The organism is Klebsiella sp. Q2 (genome assembly GCF_009900705.1).
In the GTDB taxonomy this organism is placed as follows: domain Bacteria; phylum Pseudomonadota; class Gammaproteobacteria; order Enterobacterales; family Enterobacteriaceae; genus Klebsiella; species Klebsiella quasipneumoniae.
Genome location: NZ_JAAABE010000006.1, coordinates 112481 through 128595, shown reverse-complemented (window position 1 = coordinate 128595; position 16115 = coordinate 112481). Strand labels below are relative to the sequence as shown.

Here is a 16115-nt window from a genome sequence, read left to right as displayed (position 1 = left end):
TTGAGATTTTATTATGCTTATTAAAATGTTAACTAAGGTTTTCGGCAGCCGTAACGACCGTACGCTGCGTCGTATGCGCAAAGTCGTCAATATCATCAACGGTATGGAACCGGCGATGGAAAAACTCTCTGATGACGAGCTGAAAGCGAAAACCGCTGAATTCCGCGCGCGCCTGGAAAAAGGCGAAGTGCTGGAAAACCTGATCCCTGAAGCGTTCGCCGTCGTTCGCGAAGCCAGTAAGCGTGTGTTCGGCATGCGCCACTTCGACGTCCAGCTGCTGGGCGGTATGGTGCTTAACGATCGCTGCATCGCCGAGATGCGTACCGGTGAAGGTAAAACCCTGACCGCGACCCTGCCGGCCTACCTCAATGCGCTGACCGGCAAAGGCGTTCACGTGGTGACCGTCAACGACTATCTGGCGCAGCGTGACGCCGAAAATAACCGCCCGCTGTTTGAATTCCTGGGCATGACGGTTGGCATCAACATGTCCGGCCTGCCGGCGCCGGCGAAGCGTGAAGCCTACGCTGCCGATATCACCTATGGCACCAACAACGAATACGGCTTCGACTACCTGCGCGACAACATGGCCTTCAGCCCGGAAGAGCGCGTTCAGCGTAAACTGCACTATGCGCTGGTGGATGAGGTGGACTCCATCCTGATCGATGAGGCGCGTACGCCGCTGATCATTTCCGGCCCGGCGGAAGACAGCTCTGAAATGTACCGTAAGGTCAACAAGATCATTCCGCACCTGATCCGTCAGGAAAAAGAAGATTCGGACACCTTCACCGGCGAAGGCCACTTCTCGGTGGATGAAAAAGCGCGTCAGGTTAACCTGACCGAACGTGGTCTGGTGCTGATTGAAGAGCTGCTGGTACAGGAAGGCATTATGGATGAAGGTGAGTCCCTGTACTCCCCGACCAACATTATGCTGATGCACCACGTCACCGCCGCGCTGCGCGCCCATGCGCTGTTCACCCGCGACGTTGACTACATTGTTAAAGATGGCGAAGTTATCATCGTCGATGAGCACACTGGTCGTACAATGCAGGGCCGGCGCTGGTCCGATGGTCTGCACCAGGCCGTTGAGGCCAAAGAGGGCGTGGAGATCCAGAACGAGAACCAGACTCTGGCCTCTATCACCTTCCAGAACTATTTCCGTCTGTATGAGAAACTGGCGGGGATGACCGGTACCGCTGATACTGAAGCCTTTGAATTCAGCTCTATCTATAAGCTGGATACCGTGGTCGTGCCGACCAACCGTCCGATGATCCGTAAAGACATGGCGGATCTGGTCTATATGACCGAAGCGGAAAAAATTCAGGCGATTATCGAAGATATCAAAACCCGTACCGCAGCCGGTCAGCCGGTGTTGGTGGGGACAATCTCGATCGAAAAATCGGAAGTGGTTTCCCGTGAGCTGACCAAAGCCGGCATTAAGCACAACGTTCTGAACGCCAAGTTCCATGCCAGCGAAGCGGATATCGTCGCTCAGGCAGGCTATCCTTCCGCGGTGACCATCGCTACCAACATGGCGGGCCGTGGTACCGATATTATGCTCGGCGGTAGCTGGCAGGCGGAAGTCGCGGCGCTGGAAAATCCAACGCCTGAGCAGATTGAAAAAATCAAAGCCGACTGGCAGGTGCGCCACGATGCGGTACTGGCCGCAGGCGGCCTGCACATTATCGGTACCGAGCGTCATGAATCACGCCGTATCGATAACCAGCTGCGCGGCCGTGCCGGTCGTCAGGGGGATGCCGGTTCTTCCCGCTTCTACCTGTCGATGGAAGACGCCCTGATGCGTATCTTCGCCTCCGATCGCGTTTCCGGCATGATGCGTAAACTGGGGATGAAACCCGGCGAAGCCATTGAGCACCCGTGGGTCACCAAGGCTATCGCCAACGCGCAGCGTAAAGTTGAGAGCCGTAACTTCGATATTCGTAAGCAGTTGCTGGAATATGATGATGTGGCCAACGACCAGCGCCGGGCGATTTACACCCAGCGTAACGAACTGCTGGACGTGTCTGACGTCAGCGAAACCATCAACAGCATCCGCGAAGACGTGTTTAAGGCGACTATCGATGCCCATATTCCGCCGCAGTCGCTAGAGGAGATGTGGGATATCGAAGGCCTGCAGGAGCGTCTGAAAAACGACTTCGACCTCGACCTGCCAATCAAAGAGTGGCTGGATAAAGAGCCGGAGCTGCATGAAGAGACCCTGCGCGAACGTATTCTGCAGAGCGCGGTAGAGACCTACCAGCGTAAAGAAGAAGTGGTCGGCGCTGAAATGATGCGCCACTTCGAGAAAGGCGTGATGCTCCAGACTCTGGATTCACTGTGGAAAGAACATCTGGCGGCGATGGACTACCTGCGCCAGGGTATCCACCTGCGCGGCTATGCGCAGAAAGATCCGAAGCAGGAGTACAAGCGCGAATCGTTCTCTATGTTTGCCGCGATGCTGGAGTCACTGAAGTATGAAGTGATCAGCACCCTGAGCAAAGTGCAGGTGCGGATGCCGGAAGAAGTCGAGGCGATGGAGCAGCAACGTCGTGAAGAGGCCGAGCGCCTGGCGCAGATGCAGCAGCTCAGCCATCAGAGCGATGATGAAGCCGCTGCACAGGATCTGGCGGCACAAACCGGCGAACGTAAAGTGGGGCGTAACGATCCTTGCCCGTGCGGTTCCGGTAAAAAATACAAACAGTGCCATGGCCGTCTGAGCTAAGGGCTGATAAAAAAACAAAGGCGCAGAGTTCTGCGCCTTTTTTATGGAGCTGATTCAATGAAAAAACTGCAAATCGCCGTAGGGATAATTCGCAATCCAGAAGGCGACATCTTTATTACCCAGCGCGCCGCGGATGCCCATATGGCGAATAAGCTGGAGTTCCCGGGCGGGAAGATTGAATCTGATGAAACGCCGGAGCAGGCGTTGATCCGCGAGCTGCAGGAAGAGGTGGGAATTACGGCCACTACCTTTTCACTATTTGATAAGCTGGAGTATCAGTTCCCCGATCGCCACATTACGCTGTGGTTTTTCCTCGTGGAAAGCTGGGAAGGCGAGCCCTGGGGTAAAGAGGGGCAGCCGGGACAGTGGATGACGCGGCAGGCGCTGGATCCGGAAGCGTTTCCCCCGGCGAATGAACCGGTTATCCGCAAACTTATCGCCCAGGGCTGAACCCCAGGTTGGGAGGCTAACCCAACTGGCGTTGGGTTAGCGTGCCGTCAAATCAGGGCTCCTGTTCGCTCCAGTCATCGCTGTCGGAGAGATCGCCCGCGCTGGGGATGCGCTTCTCCTCTGCTGCCCATTCTCCCAAATCGATCAGCTGGCAGCGTTTGCTGCAAAATGGACGATAGGGGCTTTGTTCGCCCCATACCACGTTTTTGCCGCAGGTCGGACAATTGACGATAGTCTCTTCTGACATGTTATCTCCTTAACAGCAGGCCAGTTCAAAATCAAAGCGCTCCGGCACGATCCCATACTCACTGTCCAGCGGCAGGAAGCGGATGGCGAAACGGCTCTTATGGCCAGAGATCTGCGGATAAAGCTGGTGGGCCAGATCGAGACGCAGGCGCAGCAGATCGGCATCTTCGCCGTTATCCTGATAAAAGCCATTGAGGCTGGTCTGTTTGCGAAACTGTCCGGAGTTACGAATCAGATCGAGGATCAGGCTCAGGGACTGGACCAATGGATCGAGGCTGGCAAGCCAGCTGGCCACCTGCTCGTCACGATGCGCCTGCGGCATATGGAGCCAGATATGCAGGGTCGGTAAATCGAAGCTGCAGCAGCCGCCAGGGATACTCAGGCGCTGGCGCACTAGCGCAATCAGGCGATCTTCACGCAGAAACTGACCAATGCGCGGCGCGGCCATCAGGGTGCTGGAAGACTGCTTGAGCTGCTGGCGCAGCGCGTTAATGCGCTCCTGATCGACTCCCGGCACTTCTGCCCAGGACTGGAGCTTACGCTGCTGGCGCTCCAGCTCTTTGACCAGATCGGTACGCACCTCGCCGCGCTCCAGGACATCCAGCAGATCGCCGGCGTTACGGAAAAAATGGAGCGCATCGGCATGGCTGGCAATCATCGGATGGAAAGCCATTTGCTGGATCAGAAATTCGATGCGCAGCCAGGTGCGCATTTTCTCATTAAGAGGATGTTCAAACAGAACGGGGGTATGCATTACGAGTTTTCCTGTGAGGCGGCCTGCAATGCCAGCGTTAAGTACTTTTCGTGCAGGCGGGCAACATCCGATGCCACTGCATCCGGAGTGCCAGTGTTTTCAATAACATCGTCCGCGATGGCCAGGCGCTGCTCGCGCGTGGCCTGGGCGGCAAGAATATGTTCAGCATGTTCGCGGCTGACCTTATCGCGCAGCATGGTGCGTTCGATTTGCGTCTCTTTTGGCACATCGACGACCAGTACGCGATCGGCCTGGCTGGACAGGCGGTTTTCGACCAGCAAAGGTACGACCCAGAGGAGATAAGGGGAGGTGGCGGCCTGCATCTGGCGGCGCGTTTCCTGCTGAATCAGCGGATGCAACAGCGCGTTGAGCCAGGCTTTTTCCTCCACCTGAGCAAAAATTTTTTCCCGCAGCAGACGGCGGTTTAGCGTGCCGTCGGGGGCAATCATCTGTGGCCCGAAGTGGTCAGCAATGGCCTGGAGCGCCGGGGTGCCAGGTTCGACCACCTGGCGGGCGATAACATCGGCATCGATAACCTTAATCCCGAGCTGCGCGAAGGCGTCGGCGACCGTACTTTTACCGCTGCCAATCCCGCCTGTTAACGCGACTGTGTACCCCATATCTTCTGACCCTGAAACGGATTGCTCGTATTTTTGGTATTCAGACAGCGAGGACGGGCAGTATGCCGGAGAGGCGACAGCGATCTTGTCGTGATGGCACCGTGCCAGCCGGGAGCGCCGTCCGCTATTCTGTTTCTTTTAATCAAGCAAATCAAATGGTTAAAAATAATGCGCTGGCGGGTGGAGATATAAGCGCTTTTTTCTCCATTCACCAGGTAAATTTATACGATTGTAGCGTAAAAAAAGTGAAAATCGCAGTCTTGCGCGGGCCTGATTCGTGCGTATGATAACGTCACTGGAGTTGTGCTCTCACATTAATGCCATTAACCCCAGGAATTCGCACATGCGTATTGAAGAAGATCTGAAGCTTGGTTTCAAAGACGTTCTTATCCGCCCGAAACGCTCTACCCTCAAAAGCCGTTCTGATGTTGAGCTGGAACGTGAATTCACCTTTAAACATTCAGGCCTGACCTGGTCCGGTGTGCCGATTATTGCGGCTAACATGGACACCGTCGGCACCTTCAGCATGGCGAAAGCGCTGGCCACTTTTGGCATTCTGACGGCAGTACACAAGCACTACACCGCGGAAGAATGGCAGGCGTTTGTCCAGAGCGTATCCGCAGACGTTCTCAAGCATGTGATGGTTTCCACCGGTACTTCCGATGCGGATTTTGATAAAACGCAACAGATCCTCTCTCAGAACCCACAATTGAACTTTGTGTGCATTGACGTCGCCAATGGCTACTCTGAACACTTCGTCCAGTTTGTGGCGAAGGCGCGCGAAGCCTGGCCGCAAAAAACCATTATTGCCGGGAACGTGGTCACCGGTGAAATGTGTGAAGAGCTAATCCTCTCCGGCGCCGATATTGTCAAAGTTGGCATTGGCCCGGGCTCCGTCTGCACCACCCGCGTCAAAACCGGTGTCGGCTACCCGCAGCTCTCCGCCGTGATCGAGTGTGCTGATGCCGCACATGGCCTTGGCGGCCAGATCATCAGCGACGGCGGTTGCACCATGCCGGGCGATGTGGCGAAAGCCTTCGGCGGCGGCGCTGATTTCGTGATGCTCGGCGGTATGCTGGCGGGCCACGAAGAGAGCGGCGGTACTGTGGTTGAAGAGAACGGTGAAAAATTCATGCTGTTTTACGGTATGAGCTCCGAATCGGCGATGACCCGCCATGTGGGCGGTGTCGCGAAATACCGCGCGGCGGAAGGGAAAACCGTTAAGCTGCCGCTGCGTGGCCCGGTGGACAATACCGCGCGCGACATTCTCGGCGGCCTGCGCTCTGCCTGCACCTACGTTGGCGCCTCGCGACTGAAAGAGCTGACCAAACGCACCACCTTTATCCGCGTTCAGGAACAAGAGAACCGGGTATTCAATAGCCTGTAACCGGCTGCACTGGCGCCTGCGCGGTGCCAGCGTTGCTTATCCTCCCGCCCCGCCAATGGCATCGCCCAGATGAAAAACGGGCAAATACATCGCCACCACCAGGAGCCCGACCAGCGAGCCGGTTATCACCAGCATCAGGGGTTCCAGATGCGCAGCCAGACTGTCGGCTCGCTGATGGGTCTGCTCACGATGATGATGCGCCAGGTTTTCCAGCATCTGATCCAGCGCCCCCGCGCTTTCCCCCGTACGGATGAGCTGCAGACACAGCGGTGTAAATCCGCCGCAGCGGCTTAACGCCTGCCAGATCGGATCCCCCTGAACGATCAGCGCGCGGGCCTGCGCCAGGCGCTGGCGCCACAGCGGGCACGACAGGGTCTCTTCAACGCTTTGCAGCCCCTGCAGAAAGCTGATACCAGCGCTTTGGGTTAACGCCAGAACGGTGAATATCAGGCTCAGCTGTTGGCCGCCGATCAGGGGGCCGACGAGAGGGAGCGCGTTAAGCAGCTGCTGGCGACGCAGCAGCCAGTCGGCGCGCTGCCGGACCAGCTGGTTGAGCAGCAGCGGGCTCAGCAGAAAGGCCAACAGCAACGGCCAGCCGCGGCTCAGCATGTCGCCTGCCGCAATAACCATTCGCGTCAACAACGGCAGCGGCGTATTGAACGTCTGGTAGATGGCGGTGAATTCGGGAAGGACAAAATAGAGCATTCCAAGCACCACCAGCAACGCCAGAGTGAGCACGATCAGCGGGTAGCGCAGCGCCTTTTTGACCTTGCCGGCAAGCCGCTGCTGCTCCTGCTGCTGGTTGGCCAGCTGCTGGCAGCAAATATCGAGTTTGCCCGTCAGTTCGCCGGTGCTAATCATCGCCAGATACAGTGGCGGAAAAGCCTGCGGCCACTGCGCCAGTGCGGCAGAGAAGGCTACGCCCTGGGCCAGTTCGCGGCCCAGCGCCTCAAGCAGCGCCTGCCACTGCCCATGCGGTTGCTGCTGCGCCAGCAGCGATAACCCTTCCGCCAGCGGTAGCCCGGCCTGCAGCAGGGTTGCCAACTGGCGGATGGTTTCGCTGCTGTAGCGCGGGTGCCACAGGCTTTGCTTCACCGAACAGCGGCGTATAGCCAGCGGCATGATGCGCTGCTGCTGGAGGTGATGCAGCACCTCCGGACGACAGGCTTGCCATAGCATCCCCTGACAAGGAGCGCCTTGTGCATCGACGCCTCGCCAGCGCCAGAGACGCTTAGTCGCCATGGGGGATCCCCAGCACCCGCACCACCTCTTCGAGGCTCGTCAACCCCTGTTCGATAGCCTGACATCCGCTTTCAAAGAGCGTCATCATGCCCGCGGCTCGCGCCAGAGATTCGATCTCAAGGGCGTTGAGTCCCTGGACTATCCCCTGACGTAGCCCCGGGGTGACAGGCAAGACCTCGAACAGCGCCAGACGGCCATGATACCCGTGATAACAGTGTTCGCAGCCTGCTGCCTGCCAGCGCGGTAGCGGGCGGGGCCACAGACTGTGCGGCAGGTCGGCGGCGCTGCCGGCATTGCGCCGGCAGTGGGGGCAAAGCTTGCGGACCAGACGCTGGGCGATAACCAGCGAGAGCGCAGAAGAGATCATCCAGCGGGCGATGCCCATTTGCTGCAGGCGAGTGAGGGTTTCGCTGGTGGAATTGGTGTGCAGGGTTGAGAGCACCAGATGGCCCGTTTGAGCGGCTTTCAGCGCGATTTCAGCGGTTTCGGCATCGCGGATTTCACCCACCATCACAATATCCGGGTCCTGGCGTAACAGGGCGCGCAGGACGCTGTGAAAGGTCAGCCCGGCGCGCGGATTGATTTGCGTCTGGTTCATCCCGGCGATAGGGATCTCCAGAGGATCCTCGACGCTACAGATGTTCACCTGCTCCCGGTTTCGCGCCTGCAGGGCGCTGTAGAGGGTTACCGTTTTCCCGCTTCCGGTTGGGCCAGTGACCAGCAGCAGCCCCTGCGGCTGATTCAGCGCCTGGCGGAAGGCCGCCAGCTGAGAGGATGAGAGGCCGAGCGCCTCCAGATCCAGCGCCTGGTCAACCTGATGCAGAAGGCGCAGGACAATTTTCTCGCCATAGCGGCAGGGCAGAGTGGCGATGCGAAAGGAGAGCGGCCGTCCGGCGAGGTTCAGCGCGAACTGACCATCCTGCGGCAAACGATGCTCGGCGATATCGAGACTGGCCATCACTTTGAGTCGTGCGATAACCGGCGCGGCCAGCTCGGGCGCCAGCAGCGGCAGGGCGTGTAGCACGCCATCGACACGCAGGCGGATCCGTAAGTGCGTTTCCGTGGGTTCGATATGAATATCGGAGGCCCGCTGACGCAGGGCCTGCTCGAGGATCTGATTGACCCGTTCGGCGATGTTTTTCGGGCCTGCATTTTGCGCCAGCAGCGCCTGCTTTTCCTGGACTTGCAGGCGCTTATCCATCTGCTCCTGGCTCCAGCATTCAATATCGATCCGTTTTTGCGTCGCGAAACGTAGCGCCTCCATTAGCTCCGTCGGCGGGGTATCGACCACCGCAATGGATATCGTCTGCTCATCGCTGTGCAGCAGCAGGGCGTGATGGCGACGACAGAGAGGGATCAGCTGTTCTGTTTTCATGTTGTCGCCCTCACTTCACGCGGAAGACGTCTTCGCAGGCCTGCTGAAGCGCGCTGTTGTCGGTGATAGTGCAGACCCGCTGCCAGCCGGTGACGCCCTCGGCGTTATCCCAGGTCGGGGTTAGGGTGACGCCCAGTCCGTTGAGACTTTCCTGGCCGGTGAGGGTAACGACCCCTTTTGCCACGCTCATGGCGGAGAGGTAGCGCGTGGTGGTTGGCGAGGGGATGCCATTGCTGCCGCCGTCGCATGTCGTCAGGCCGCCATGATCGAGCGCGCAAAGTTCAATTGCCGTCCGGTAGGGGACAAAGGTCTGCAGCAGATCGGTGAGGGCGGCTTTACGCAGGTAGTTCTGGTAGGCCGGGATGCCGATGGCGCTGAGAATGGCGATGATGCCGATGACCACCATCAGTTCAATCAGGGTAAAACCTCGTTGTTTATCCATAAGTCGCTCCTTGTTGTGACAGAAGCACTGTGACGGGATTCAGGGGGACAGGCGAGGAGACGAAAACGATCCGGGAAACCGGGTTCCAGGGTTTTTAGCGGGATTGCATGGTGAGCAAGAGCGGCTGCGAGTCGGGTCGCAAATTCAGGCCTTCACGCCGGAAACGTGAAGGCCTAATCTTCAGCGAAAACGCATCGACAGGTCGAGCGCCTGCACATGTTTGGTCAGGGCCCCGACGGAGATATAGTCGACCCCGGTGTCGGCAAATTCGCGGATGGTGTCAAAGGTGACGTTGCCGGAGACCTCGAGCGCCGCCTGGCCAGCGGTGATTTTCACCGCCTCGCGCATCAGGTCGGTGGTGAAGTTATCGAGCATAATGATATCGGCCCCGGCTTTTAACGCCTGCTCCAGCTCATCCAGCGTTTCCACTTCCACTTCCACCGGCACATCAGGATGCAGCCAGAACGCCTTTTCCACCGCCTGACGGATCGAGCCGGAGGCGATGATGTGGTTTTCTTTAATCAGGAAAGCGTCGAACAGCCCCAGGCGGTGGTTGGCGCCGCCGCCGCAGAGAACCGCGTATTTCAAAGCGGTACGCAGCCCTGGCAGCGTTTTGCGCGTATCCAGGAGTTGGGTTTTGGTGCCCGCCAGCAGGTCGACATAGCGGCGGACAACGCTGGCGACGCCGGAGAGGGTTTGTACAAAGTTCAGCGCCGTACGTTCGCCAGTGAGCAGAATGCGCGATGGGCCTTCCAGCTCGAACAGGGGTTGATCGGCTTTGACCGCATCGCCATCGGCGACGTGCCAGGTGATATTCACGTCGTCACCGGCGAGCTGAATGAAGACCTCTTCCACCCAGCGTTTACCACAGAAGACGCCATCTTCGCGGGTAATGACCACCGCATGGGAGCGTGCATCCTGCGGCAATAATTGTGCGCTAATATCGTTGCTGGCGTCGACTTCGCCGCCCAAATCTTCCCGCAGGGAGTGTGCGACAGCATCGGTAATATCGAGATTAATACGTTCCAGCAGCACGTCACGGCGGCGGTCGGGGTTGTAACGACGAGGCGACATGATAAAGCTCCAGATAGATAAGATTCAGAAGTGGGAAACATGCTAACCTGAACGACGTTTCAGTACCATACACACTTCATCCTTTGGGCCGGCGTGTGGCCCGGAAGCATGAGTTCGCGAAAGGAGATCCCGCATGCAGTTGAACGAGGGATGGCTGGTCGGCGCGCGGCGGGTTCCCTCGCCGCACCATGACTGCCGTCCGGATGAAGAGGCCCCTTCCTTATTGGTGGTGCATAATATCAGCCTGCCGCCAGGTGAATTTGGTGGTCCATGGATTGACGCGCTGTTCACCGGCACCCTGGATCCTCACGCGCATCCTTTCTTTGCCGAGATCGCTCATCTGCGCGTTTCGGCGCATTGTCTGATTCGCCGTGATGGTGAAATCGTGCAGTATGTGCCTTTCGATAAGCGTGCATGGCATGCGGGTGTCTCCAGCTATCAGGGGCGTGAACGCTGCAATGACTTTTCCATCGGTATAGAGCTGGAAGGCACGGATACCCTGGCGTATACCGATGCGCAGTACCAGCAGCTGGCGGCGGTGACGGATCTGCTTATCACGATTTATCCTGCCATCGCCGCAAACATCACGGGCCATAGCGATATCGCGCCCGTTCGCAAGACGGACCCGGGACCGGCCTTTGACTGGAAAAAATTTCGTGCGCTGCTCAGCGCGCCGTCCGAAAAGGAGACCTCATGACGCTGTTTACTACGCTGCTGGTGCTTATCGCTGAACGCCTGTTTAAACTGGGCGAACACTGGCAGCTTGATCATCGGCTGGAGGTGGCGTTCCGCCGGATAAAACATTTCTCGTTGCCGGGAACGCTGCTGATGACCCTGGTCGCCGTCGCGGTGGTCTACATTATTCAGCGCTTGCTGCAGGGGCAGCTGTTCAACGTACCGCTGCTGGTGTTCTGGATTTTGCTAGGCCTGCTGTGCATCGGCGCCGGTAAGGTTCGGCTGCACTATCATGCCTATCTGAAAGCGGCGTCGCGCAATGACAGCCGCGCCTGCGATGCGATGGCTAGCGAGCTGACGTTGATACACGGCGTCCCCCCGGGCTGTGATGAGCGCGAGTACCTTAGCGAACTGCAAAATGCGCTGCTATGGATTAACTATCGTTACTACCTGGCGCCACTCTTCTGGTTTGTGGTCGGTGGGGCGTGGGGGCCGCTGACGCTTATCGCCTATAGCGTCCTGCGTGCCTGGCAGACGTGGCTGGCGCGCTACCAGACGCCGCATCATCGTTTGCAGTCCGGAATCGATGGTATCCTGCATATTGTGGACTGGCTGCCGGTGCGTCTGGTGGGGGTTGTCTATGCTCTGGTGGGGCATGGAGAGAAAGCGCTCCCGGCGTGGTTTGCATCGTTAGGCGACCGCCATTCGTCGCAGTATCAGGTATTGACCCGCCTGGCGCAGTATTCCCTGGCTCGTGAACCGCACGTGGATAAAGTGGCGACCCCGAAGGCCGCGGTGTCGATGGCCAAGAAAACCTCGCTGGTGGTGGTGGTGATCATGGCGCTGCTGACGATTTACGGCACCCTGGTGTAACGGCCTGCGCTCGTACTCTACCTGCCACGATACTCTCACATCTGGGGCGTTATTTGCCGGATGGCGTTGTGCTTATCCGGCCTGGAGACCCACACTGCGCAGGCCCGGCAAGCAACAGCGGCGCCGGGTTCTATATCAGACGCCGTACCTGGCATGTTGCCGGGCGGCGGTTTCGCCTGACCCGGCCTGGAGAACCCGCGCCAGCGGGCCGCATACCGAACCGCTACAGCGTATCCGCCGGCGGGATGCCGAAGTCGGGCATGCCGTCCTCTCTCCAGCTGACGAGTTTTAGCCGGGTATGACGATTGGGGTCATACAGCGGGTCGCCTTCAATCTCGGTGTAATTCCGCGCGTGGTAGACCAGCACATCTTCCCCCGCCGGCGTTTGGGTAAAACTATTATGGCCCGGGCCATACTGGCGGTTTTCATAGCTGGTCCGGAACACCGGCTGCGGGGCTTTATGCCAGTTTGCCGGCTGCAGCGGATCGGCCTGCCGGTCAATCCAGAGCAACCCCATGCAGTAGTTTTCGTCGGTGGCGCTGGCGGAATAGCTGATGAACAGCTTATCGCCATGCACCAGCACCGCGGGTCCTTCATTGACCTTAAATCCCCGACACTCCCAGTCGAACTCCGGCTTGCTCAGCATGACCGGCTTGCCTTTTAGCGTCCACGGGTTGGCCATTTCAGCGAGATACAGGTTTGAGTTGCCCTCGATATGCGGCGATTTTTGCGCCCACAGGTACCAGCGTTTGCCCTGATGGATAAAGGTGGTGGCATCGAGGGCGAAGGTATCGAAAGGCGTGACCACCTGGCCTTTTTCCTGCCAGCGGCCGGTCAGCGGATCGTGGTCGGCGCACTCGATAACGAACATACGATGCTGGAACATGCCCAGCGCATCCAGATCGTGGGTATGGGTGGCGGCAAAATAGATATACCACTTACCGTCTATCTCATGTAGCTCCGGCGCCCAAATCAGCTGGCTCATCGGCCCGCTTTGCGGTGCGCGCCAGACCACTACCGGCTCCGCATCGCGTAATCCTTCAAGGGTCGCCGCGCGCCGGATCTCCAGCCGGTCGTATTCCGGCACCGAGGCAATAAAGTAGTAGTGATTAAGGTGGCGCAGAATAAAGGGATCTGCGCGCTGTTCAATAAAGGGGTTGGGCCAGTTATTCATCAGGCTTTCCTTACGTGTTCACTGGTTTTCAGTTCCTGGTATTCATTCAGCTCGCTGTAGTTGCTGCGGCGCTTCTCTAAATCGCTCTGGATCTGGCGCATCAGGGTGCGGTCAACTTTCAGCAGGCGCACCACGCCGGCGGTGATCAGGTAGCCGACGCCGGGGATAACCGAGAACAACAGCACGATGCCGTTGAGGGCGGAGGCGCTTTGCGCTTTGGCGCCAGCGTCGTAGCCGTACCATGACAACAGGAATCCGACCATCGCCCCGGCGACCGCCAGGCCGACTTTGAGGAAGAACAGATTGCCGGAGAAGCTAATGCCGGTGATGCGCTTGCCGGTTTTCCACTCGCCGTAGTCGTCAACATCGGACATCAGCGACCAGTGCAGCGGGGAGGGAATCTGATGCAGGATGTTGAGCAGGAAGTAGAGCACCATAATCAGCGTGGTGGCGTGCGGATTAAAGAAATAGAAGGCGCAGGAGAAGATCGCCAGCACGATATTGGTCCAGAAGAAGACCTGCAGTTTGCACCAGCGGTCGGTGAGGACTTTTGCCAGCATGCTGCCAAACATCATCCCGACCACGCCGAGGCTGATAAACAGAGTGGCAAAATGGGTGCTTTGCCCCATTACCCAGGTGACGTAGTACATGGTGGCGGCCATGCGGATAAAGCCCGGACAGACGTTGCACAGCGTGAGCAGCAGGATGCGTACCCACTGGTCATTTTTCCACACATCTTTGAGATCTTTTTTCAGTTCATCATTGGTCTGTACCGCCGGGTGGATGCGTTCGCGTACGGTAGCGAAGCAGAACAGGAACATACACATGCCGATGAAGGCCAGCACGGTCATCGCCATCTGATAGCCCTTCGCTTTATCGGCGCCGCCGAACCAGTCGGCCATTGGCAGCAGCGTTAATGACAGCAACAGCGTGGCGATACCCACCATCACGAAACGATAAGACTGGCAGGCAACGCGCTCTTTCGGATCGGCGGTCATCACCGTTCCCAGCGAGCAGTAGGGGATGTTAATCGCGGTATAGGTAATCGACAGCAGAAAGTAGGTGACAAACGCATAGATGACTTTGCTGTTATAGGTCCACTCAGGAGTGGTGAACATCAGGACGCTGAACAGGGCGTAGGGGAAAGCAATCCACAGCAGCCATGGACGAAAGCGGCCATATTTACTGCGGGTGCGGTCGGCGAGGGCGCCCATGATCGGGTCGGTCACCGCATCGATGACGCGCACCGACAGCAGCAGTACGCCCACCAGCGCCGGCGCCAGACCGAAAATATCGGTATAAAAATAGTTAACAAACAGCATGATGGCGCCAAAGATGATATTGCATCCGGCATCCCCCATCCCATAACCAATCTTTTCTTTTATTGAAAGTCTATTGTCTGCCATGTGCGGTCTCTCCGTTGCAGTATGGAGAGAATTATTGGCTGCTATCGAGAGAATTACGTTGCAGGAACGCGTTGACGATATGGATAAAAAAGCTATGGAGGGGAAAGTGTGAAGCAGATAACAATGCTCTGCGCCCGTCATTCAGGGAGGGGGCGCAGAGCAAAGAGAATTATTGATGAGATGTATTATTGTGCTTTTATGGTGGCGGCGGCTTTCTGTTTAAACAGATAGCCCACGCCCAGCACGGCGATCCATACCGGGATCAGCCAAACGGAAATCGCCATCCCCGGGGTCATCAGCATAATTACCAGCACCGCGGCCATAAACAGCAGGCACACCCAGTTACCCAGCGGGTAGAAGAGGGCGGGGAAGCGAGTGGTGACCCCCTGCTGCTGTTTGGCGCGACGGAATTTGATATGCGCGAGGCTGATCATCGCCCAGTTGATCACCAGGGCGGAGACTACCAGCGCCATCAGCAGGCCAAATGCGGATTCCGGCGCCAGGTAGTTGATCAGCACACACAGGGCGGTGACCACGGCGGAGACGAGAATGGTATTCACTGGCACGCCGCGTTTGTCGACGCTGAGCAGCGCTTTCGGTGCGTTCCCCTGCTGGGCAAGACCGAACAGCATACGGCTGTTGCAGTAGACGCAGCTGTTATACACCGACAGGGCCGCCGTCAGCACCACTACGTTGAGGGCGTTTGCCACCAGCGTATCGCCAAGCTCATGGAAAATCAGGACGAACGGACTGGTGTCCGCAGTCACACGCGTCCACGGCAGCAGCGAGAGCAGTACCGCCAGCGAGCCAACATAGAAGATCAGGATACGGTAGATAACCTGGTTAGTGGCTTTCGGGATGCTTTGCTCCGGGTTATCCGCTTCCGCCGCGGTGATACCCACCAGCTCCAGACCGCCGAAGGAGAACATGATGATCGCCATCATCATTACCAGTCCGGTAAAGCCGTGCGGCAGGAACCCGCCTTGATCCCAGAGGTTACGTACTGTCGCCTGCGGGCCGCCGTTACCGCTGAACAGCAGCCAGCCGCCGAACAAAATCATCGCCACAACGGCGACCACTTTGATAATGGCAAACCAGAACTCCATTTCCCCGAACACTTTCACGTTGGTCAGGTTAATGGCGTTGATGGCGATGAAGAAGACCGCCGCTGAGGCCCAGGTTGGGATTTCCGGCCACCAGAACTGGATATATTTGCCGACGGCAGTGAGTTCCGCCATGGCCACCAGGACATACAGCACCCAGTAGTTCCAGCCGGAGGCGAAGCCGGCAAAGCCGCCCCAGTATTTATAAGCAAAGTGGCTAAACGAACCGGCTACCGGCTCTTCCACCACCATTTCGCCCAGCTGACGCATGATCAGAAAGGCGATAAAACCGGCAATCGCGTAACCAAGAATGATACCCGGGCCGGCGGACTGAATGACGGACGCGCTCCCCAGAAACAGGCCGGTGCCGATAGCCCCGCCCAGCGCGATGAGCTGGATGTGGCGGTTTTTCAGGCCGCGCTTCAGCCGATCGCCGTGCTGTTGACCTTCCATATGAAACCTCGTGTGTGATTATTTTTTGTGTACGTCATCCGTCAGGTTGCTGCTTCACTGCTGTCCCTGCCAGAAAGCATAGCCAGCGAAAATTTGGGCGAAGTGGCCCACTTTTTACCTGA

15 protein-coding genes are annotated in these 16115 nt (G+C 57.9%); 5 read left to right on the top strand and 10 right to left on the bottom strand.

The window, feature by feature from the left end; translation table 11 throughout:
• Positions 1 to 13: 13 nt before the first annotated feature.
• Both secA and mutT read left to right on the top strand, forming a co-directional pair.
• Entirely contained in the window at positions 14 to 2719 is a 2706-nt protein-coding gene (secA, locus tag GT756_RS21180) for a preprotein translocase subunit SecA (protein WP_004204346.1), read from the top strand.
• A gap of 57 nt (positions 2720 to 2776) precedes the next feature.
• Positions 2777 to 3169, top strand: coding sequence for an 8-oxo-dGTP diphosphatase MutT (gene mutT, locus GT756_RS21175; RefSeq protein WP_017901183.1), 393 nt, complete (start codon positions 2777 to 2779; stop codon positions 3167 to 3169).
• 52 nt (positions 3170 to 3221) lie between these two features.
• Here the strand turns inward: mutT and yacG are convergent, their stop codons facing one another.
• Genes yacG through coaE form a run of 3 tightly spaced genes read right to left on the bottom strand, consistent with a single transcriptional unit; the run spans position 3222 to position 4789 of the window.
• On the bottom strand, positions 3222 to 3416 hold the full coding sequence (gene yacG, locus GT756_RS21170) for a DNA gyrase inhibitor YacG (protein ID WP_043522217.1): 195 nt from the start codon (positions 3414 to 3416) through the stop codon (positions 3222 to 3224).
• A 9-nt stretch (positions 3417 to 3425) separates the two neighbouring features.
• Positions 3426 to 4169: a cell division protein ZapD gene (gene zapD, locus GT756_RS21165; protein WP_017901182.1), complete on the bottom strand. Its 744-nt coding sequence runs from the start codon at positions 4167 to 4169 to the stop codon at positions 3426 to 3428.
• On the bottom strand, positions 4169 to 4789 hold the full coding sequence (coaE, locus tag GT756_RS21160) for a dephospho-CoA kinase (RefSeq protein WP_023319728.1): 621 nt from the start codon (positions 4787 to 4789) through the stop codon (positions 4169 to 4171). Before coaE ends, zapD begins: the two co-directional genes overlap by 1 nt.
• 343 nt (positions 4790 to 5132) lie before the next feature.
• On the opposite strand from coaE, the gene GT756_RS21155 reads away from it, so the two are divergent.
• Complete coding sequence (locus GT756_RS21155; RefSeq protein WP_004204353.1) at positions 5133 to 6176, top strand: GMP reductase; 1044 nt, start codon at positions 5133 to 5135, stop codon at positions 6174 to 6176.
• A gap of 36 nt (positions 6177 to 6212) precedes the next feature.
• Here the strand turns inward: GT756_RS21155 and hofC are convergent, their stop codons facing one another.
• The 4 genes from hofC to nadC form a co-directional block, all read right to left on the bottom strand.
• Positions 6213 to 7418: a protein transport protein HofC gene (gene hofC / locus GT756_RS21150; protein WP_160125048.1), complete on the bottom strand. Its 1206-nt coding sequence runs from the start codon at positions 7416 to 7418 to the stop codon at positions 6213 to 6215.
• Positions 7408 to 8793, bottom strand: a complete 1386-nt coding sequence (gspE, locus tag GT756_RS21145) for a type II secretion system protein GspE (protein ID WP_160125047.1) — start codon at positions 8791 to 8793, stop codon at positions 7408 to 7410. Before gspE ends, hofC begins: the two co-directional genes overlap by 11 nt.
• A 10-nt stretch (positions 8794 to 8803) precedes the next feature.
• A complete protein-coding gene (gene ppdD / locus GT756_RS21140; protein WP_004204358.1) occupies positions 8804 to 9235 on the bottom strand; it encodes a prepilin peptidase-dependent pilin in 432 nt (143 codons plus the stop codon).
• 180 nt (positions 9236 to 9415) lie between these two features.
• On the bottom strand, positions 9416 to 10309 hold the full coding sequence (gene nadC, locus GT756_RS21135) for a carboxylating nicotinate-nucleotide diphosphorylase (protein ID WP_017901176.1): 894 nt from the start codon (positions 10307 to 10309) through the stop codon (positions 9416 to 9418).
• A 133-nt stretch (positions 10310 to 10442) separates the two neighbouring features.
• Here nadC and ampD point away from each other — a divergent pair, with 133 nt between their 5' ends.
• Both ampD and ampE read left to right on the top strand, forming a co-directional pair.
• Entirely contained in the window at positions 10443 to 11006 is a 564-nt protein-coding gene (ampD, locus tag GT756_RS21130; protein WP_017901175.1) for a 1,6-anhydro-N-acetylmuramyl-L-alanine amidase AmpD, read from the top strand.
• A complete protein-coding gene (ampE, locus tag GT756_RS21125; RefSeq protein ID WP_004204361.1) occupies positions 11003 to 11857 on the top strand; it encodes a beta-lactamase regulator AmpE in 855 nt (284 codons plus the stop codon). The genes ampD and ampE overlap by 4 nt, the downstream gene beginning before the upstream one ends.
• A 223-nt stretch (positions 11858 to 12080) precedes the next feature.
• On the opposite strand, the gene GT756_RS21120 is transcribed toward ampE, so the two are convergent.
• The 3 genes from GT756_RS21120 to aroP form a co-directional block, all read right to left on the bottom strand.
• Positions 12081 to 13031, bottom strand: a complete 951-nt coding sequence (locus GT756_RS21120; RefSeq protein ID WP_017901174.1) for a family 43 glycosylhydrolase — start codon at positions 13029 to 13031, stop codon at positions 12081 to 12083.
• Entirely contained in the window at positions 13031 to 14437 is a 1407-nt protein-coding gene (locus tag GT756_RS21115) for a glycoside-pentoside-hexuronide (GPH):cation symporter (RefSeq protein ID WP_080841719.1), read from the bottom strand. Before GT756_RS21115 ends, GT756_RS21120 begins: the two co-directional genes overlap by 1 nt.
• 185 nt (positions 14438 to 14622) lie before the next feature.
• A complete protein-coding gene (gene aroP, locus GT756_RS21110; RefSeq protein WP_017901172.1) occupies positions 14623 to 15993 on the bottom strand; it encodes an aromatic amino acid transporter AroP in 1371 nt (456 codons plus the stop codon).
• Positions 15994 to 16115 lie beyond the last annotated feature (122 nt).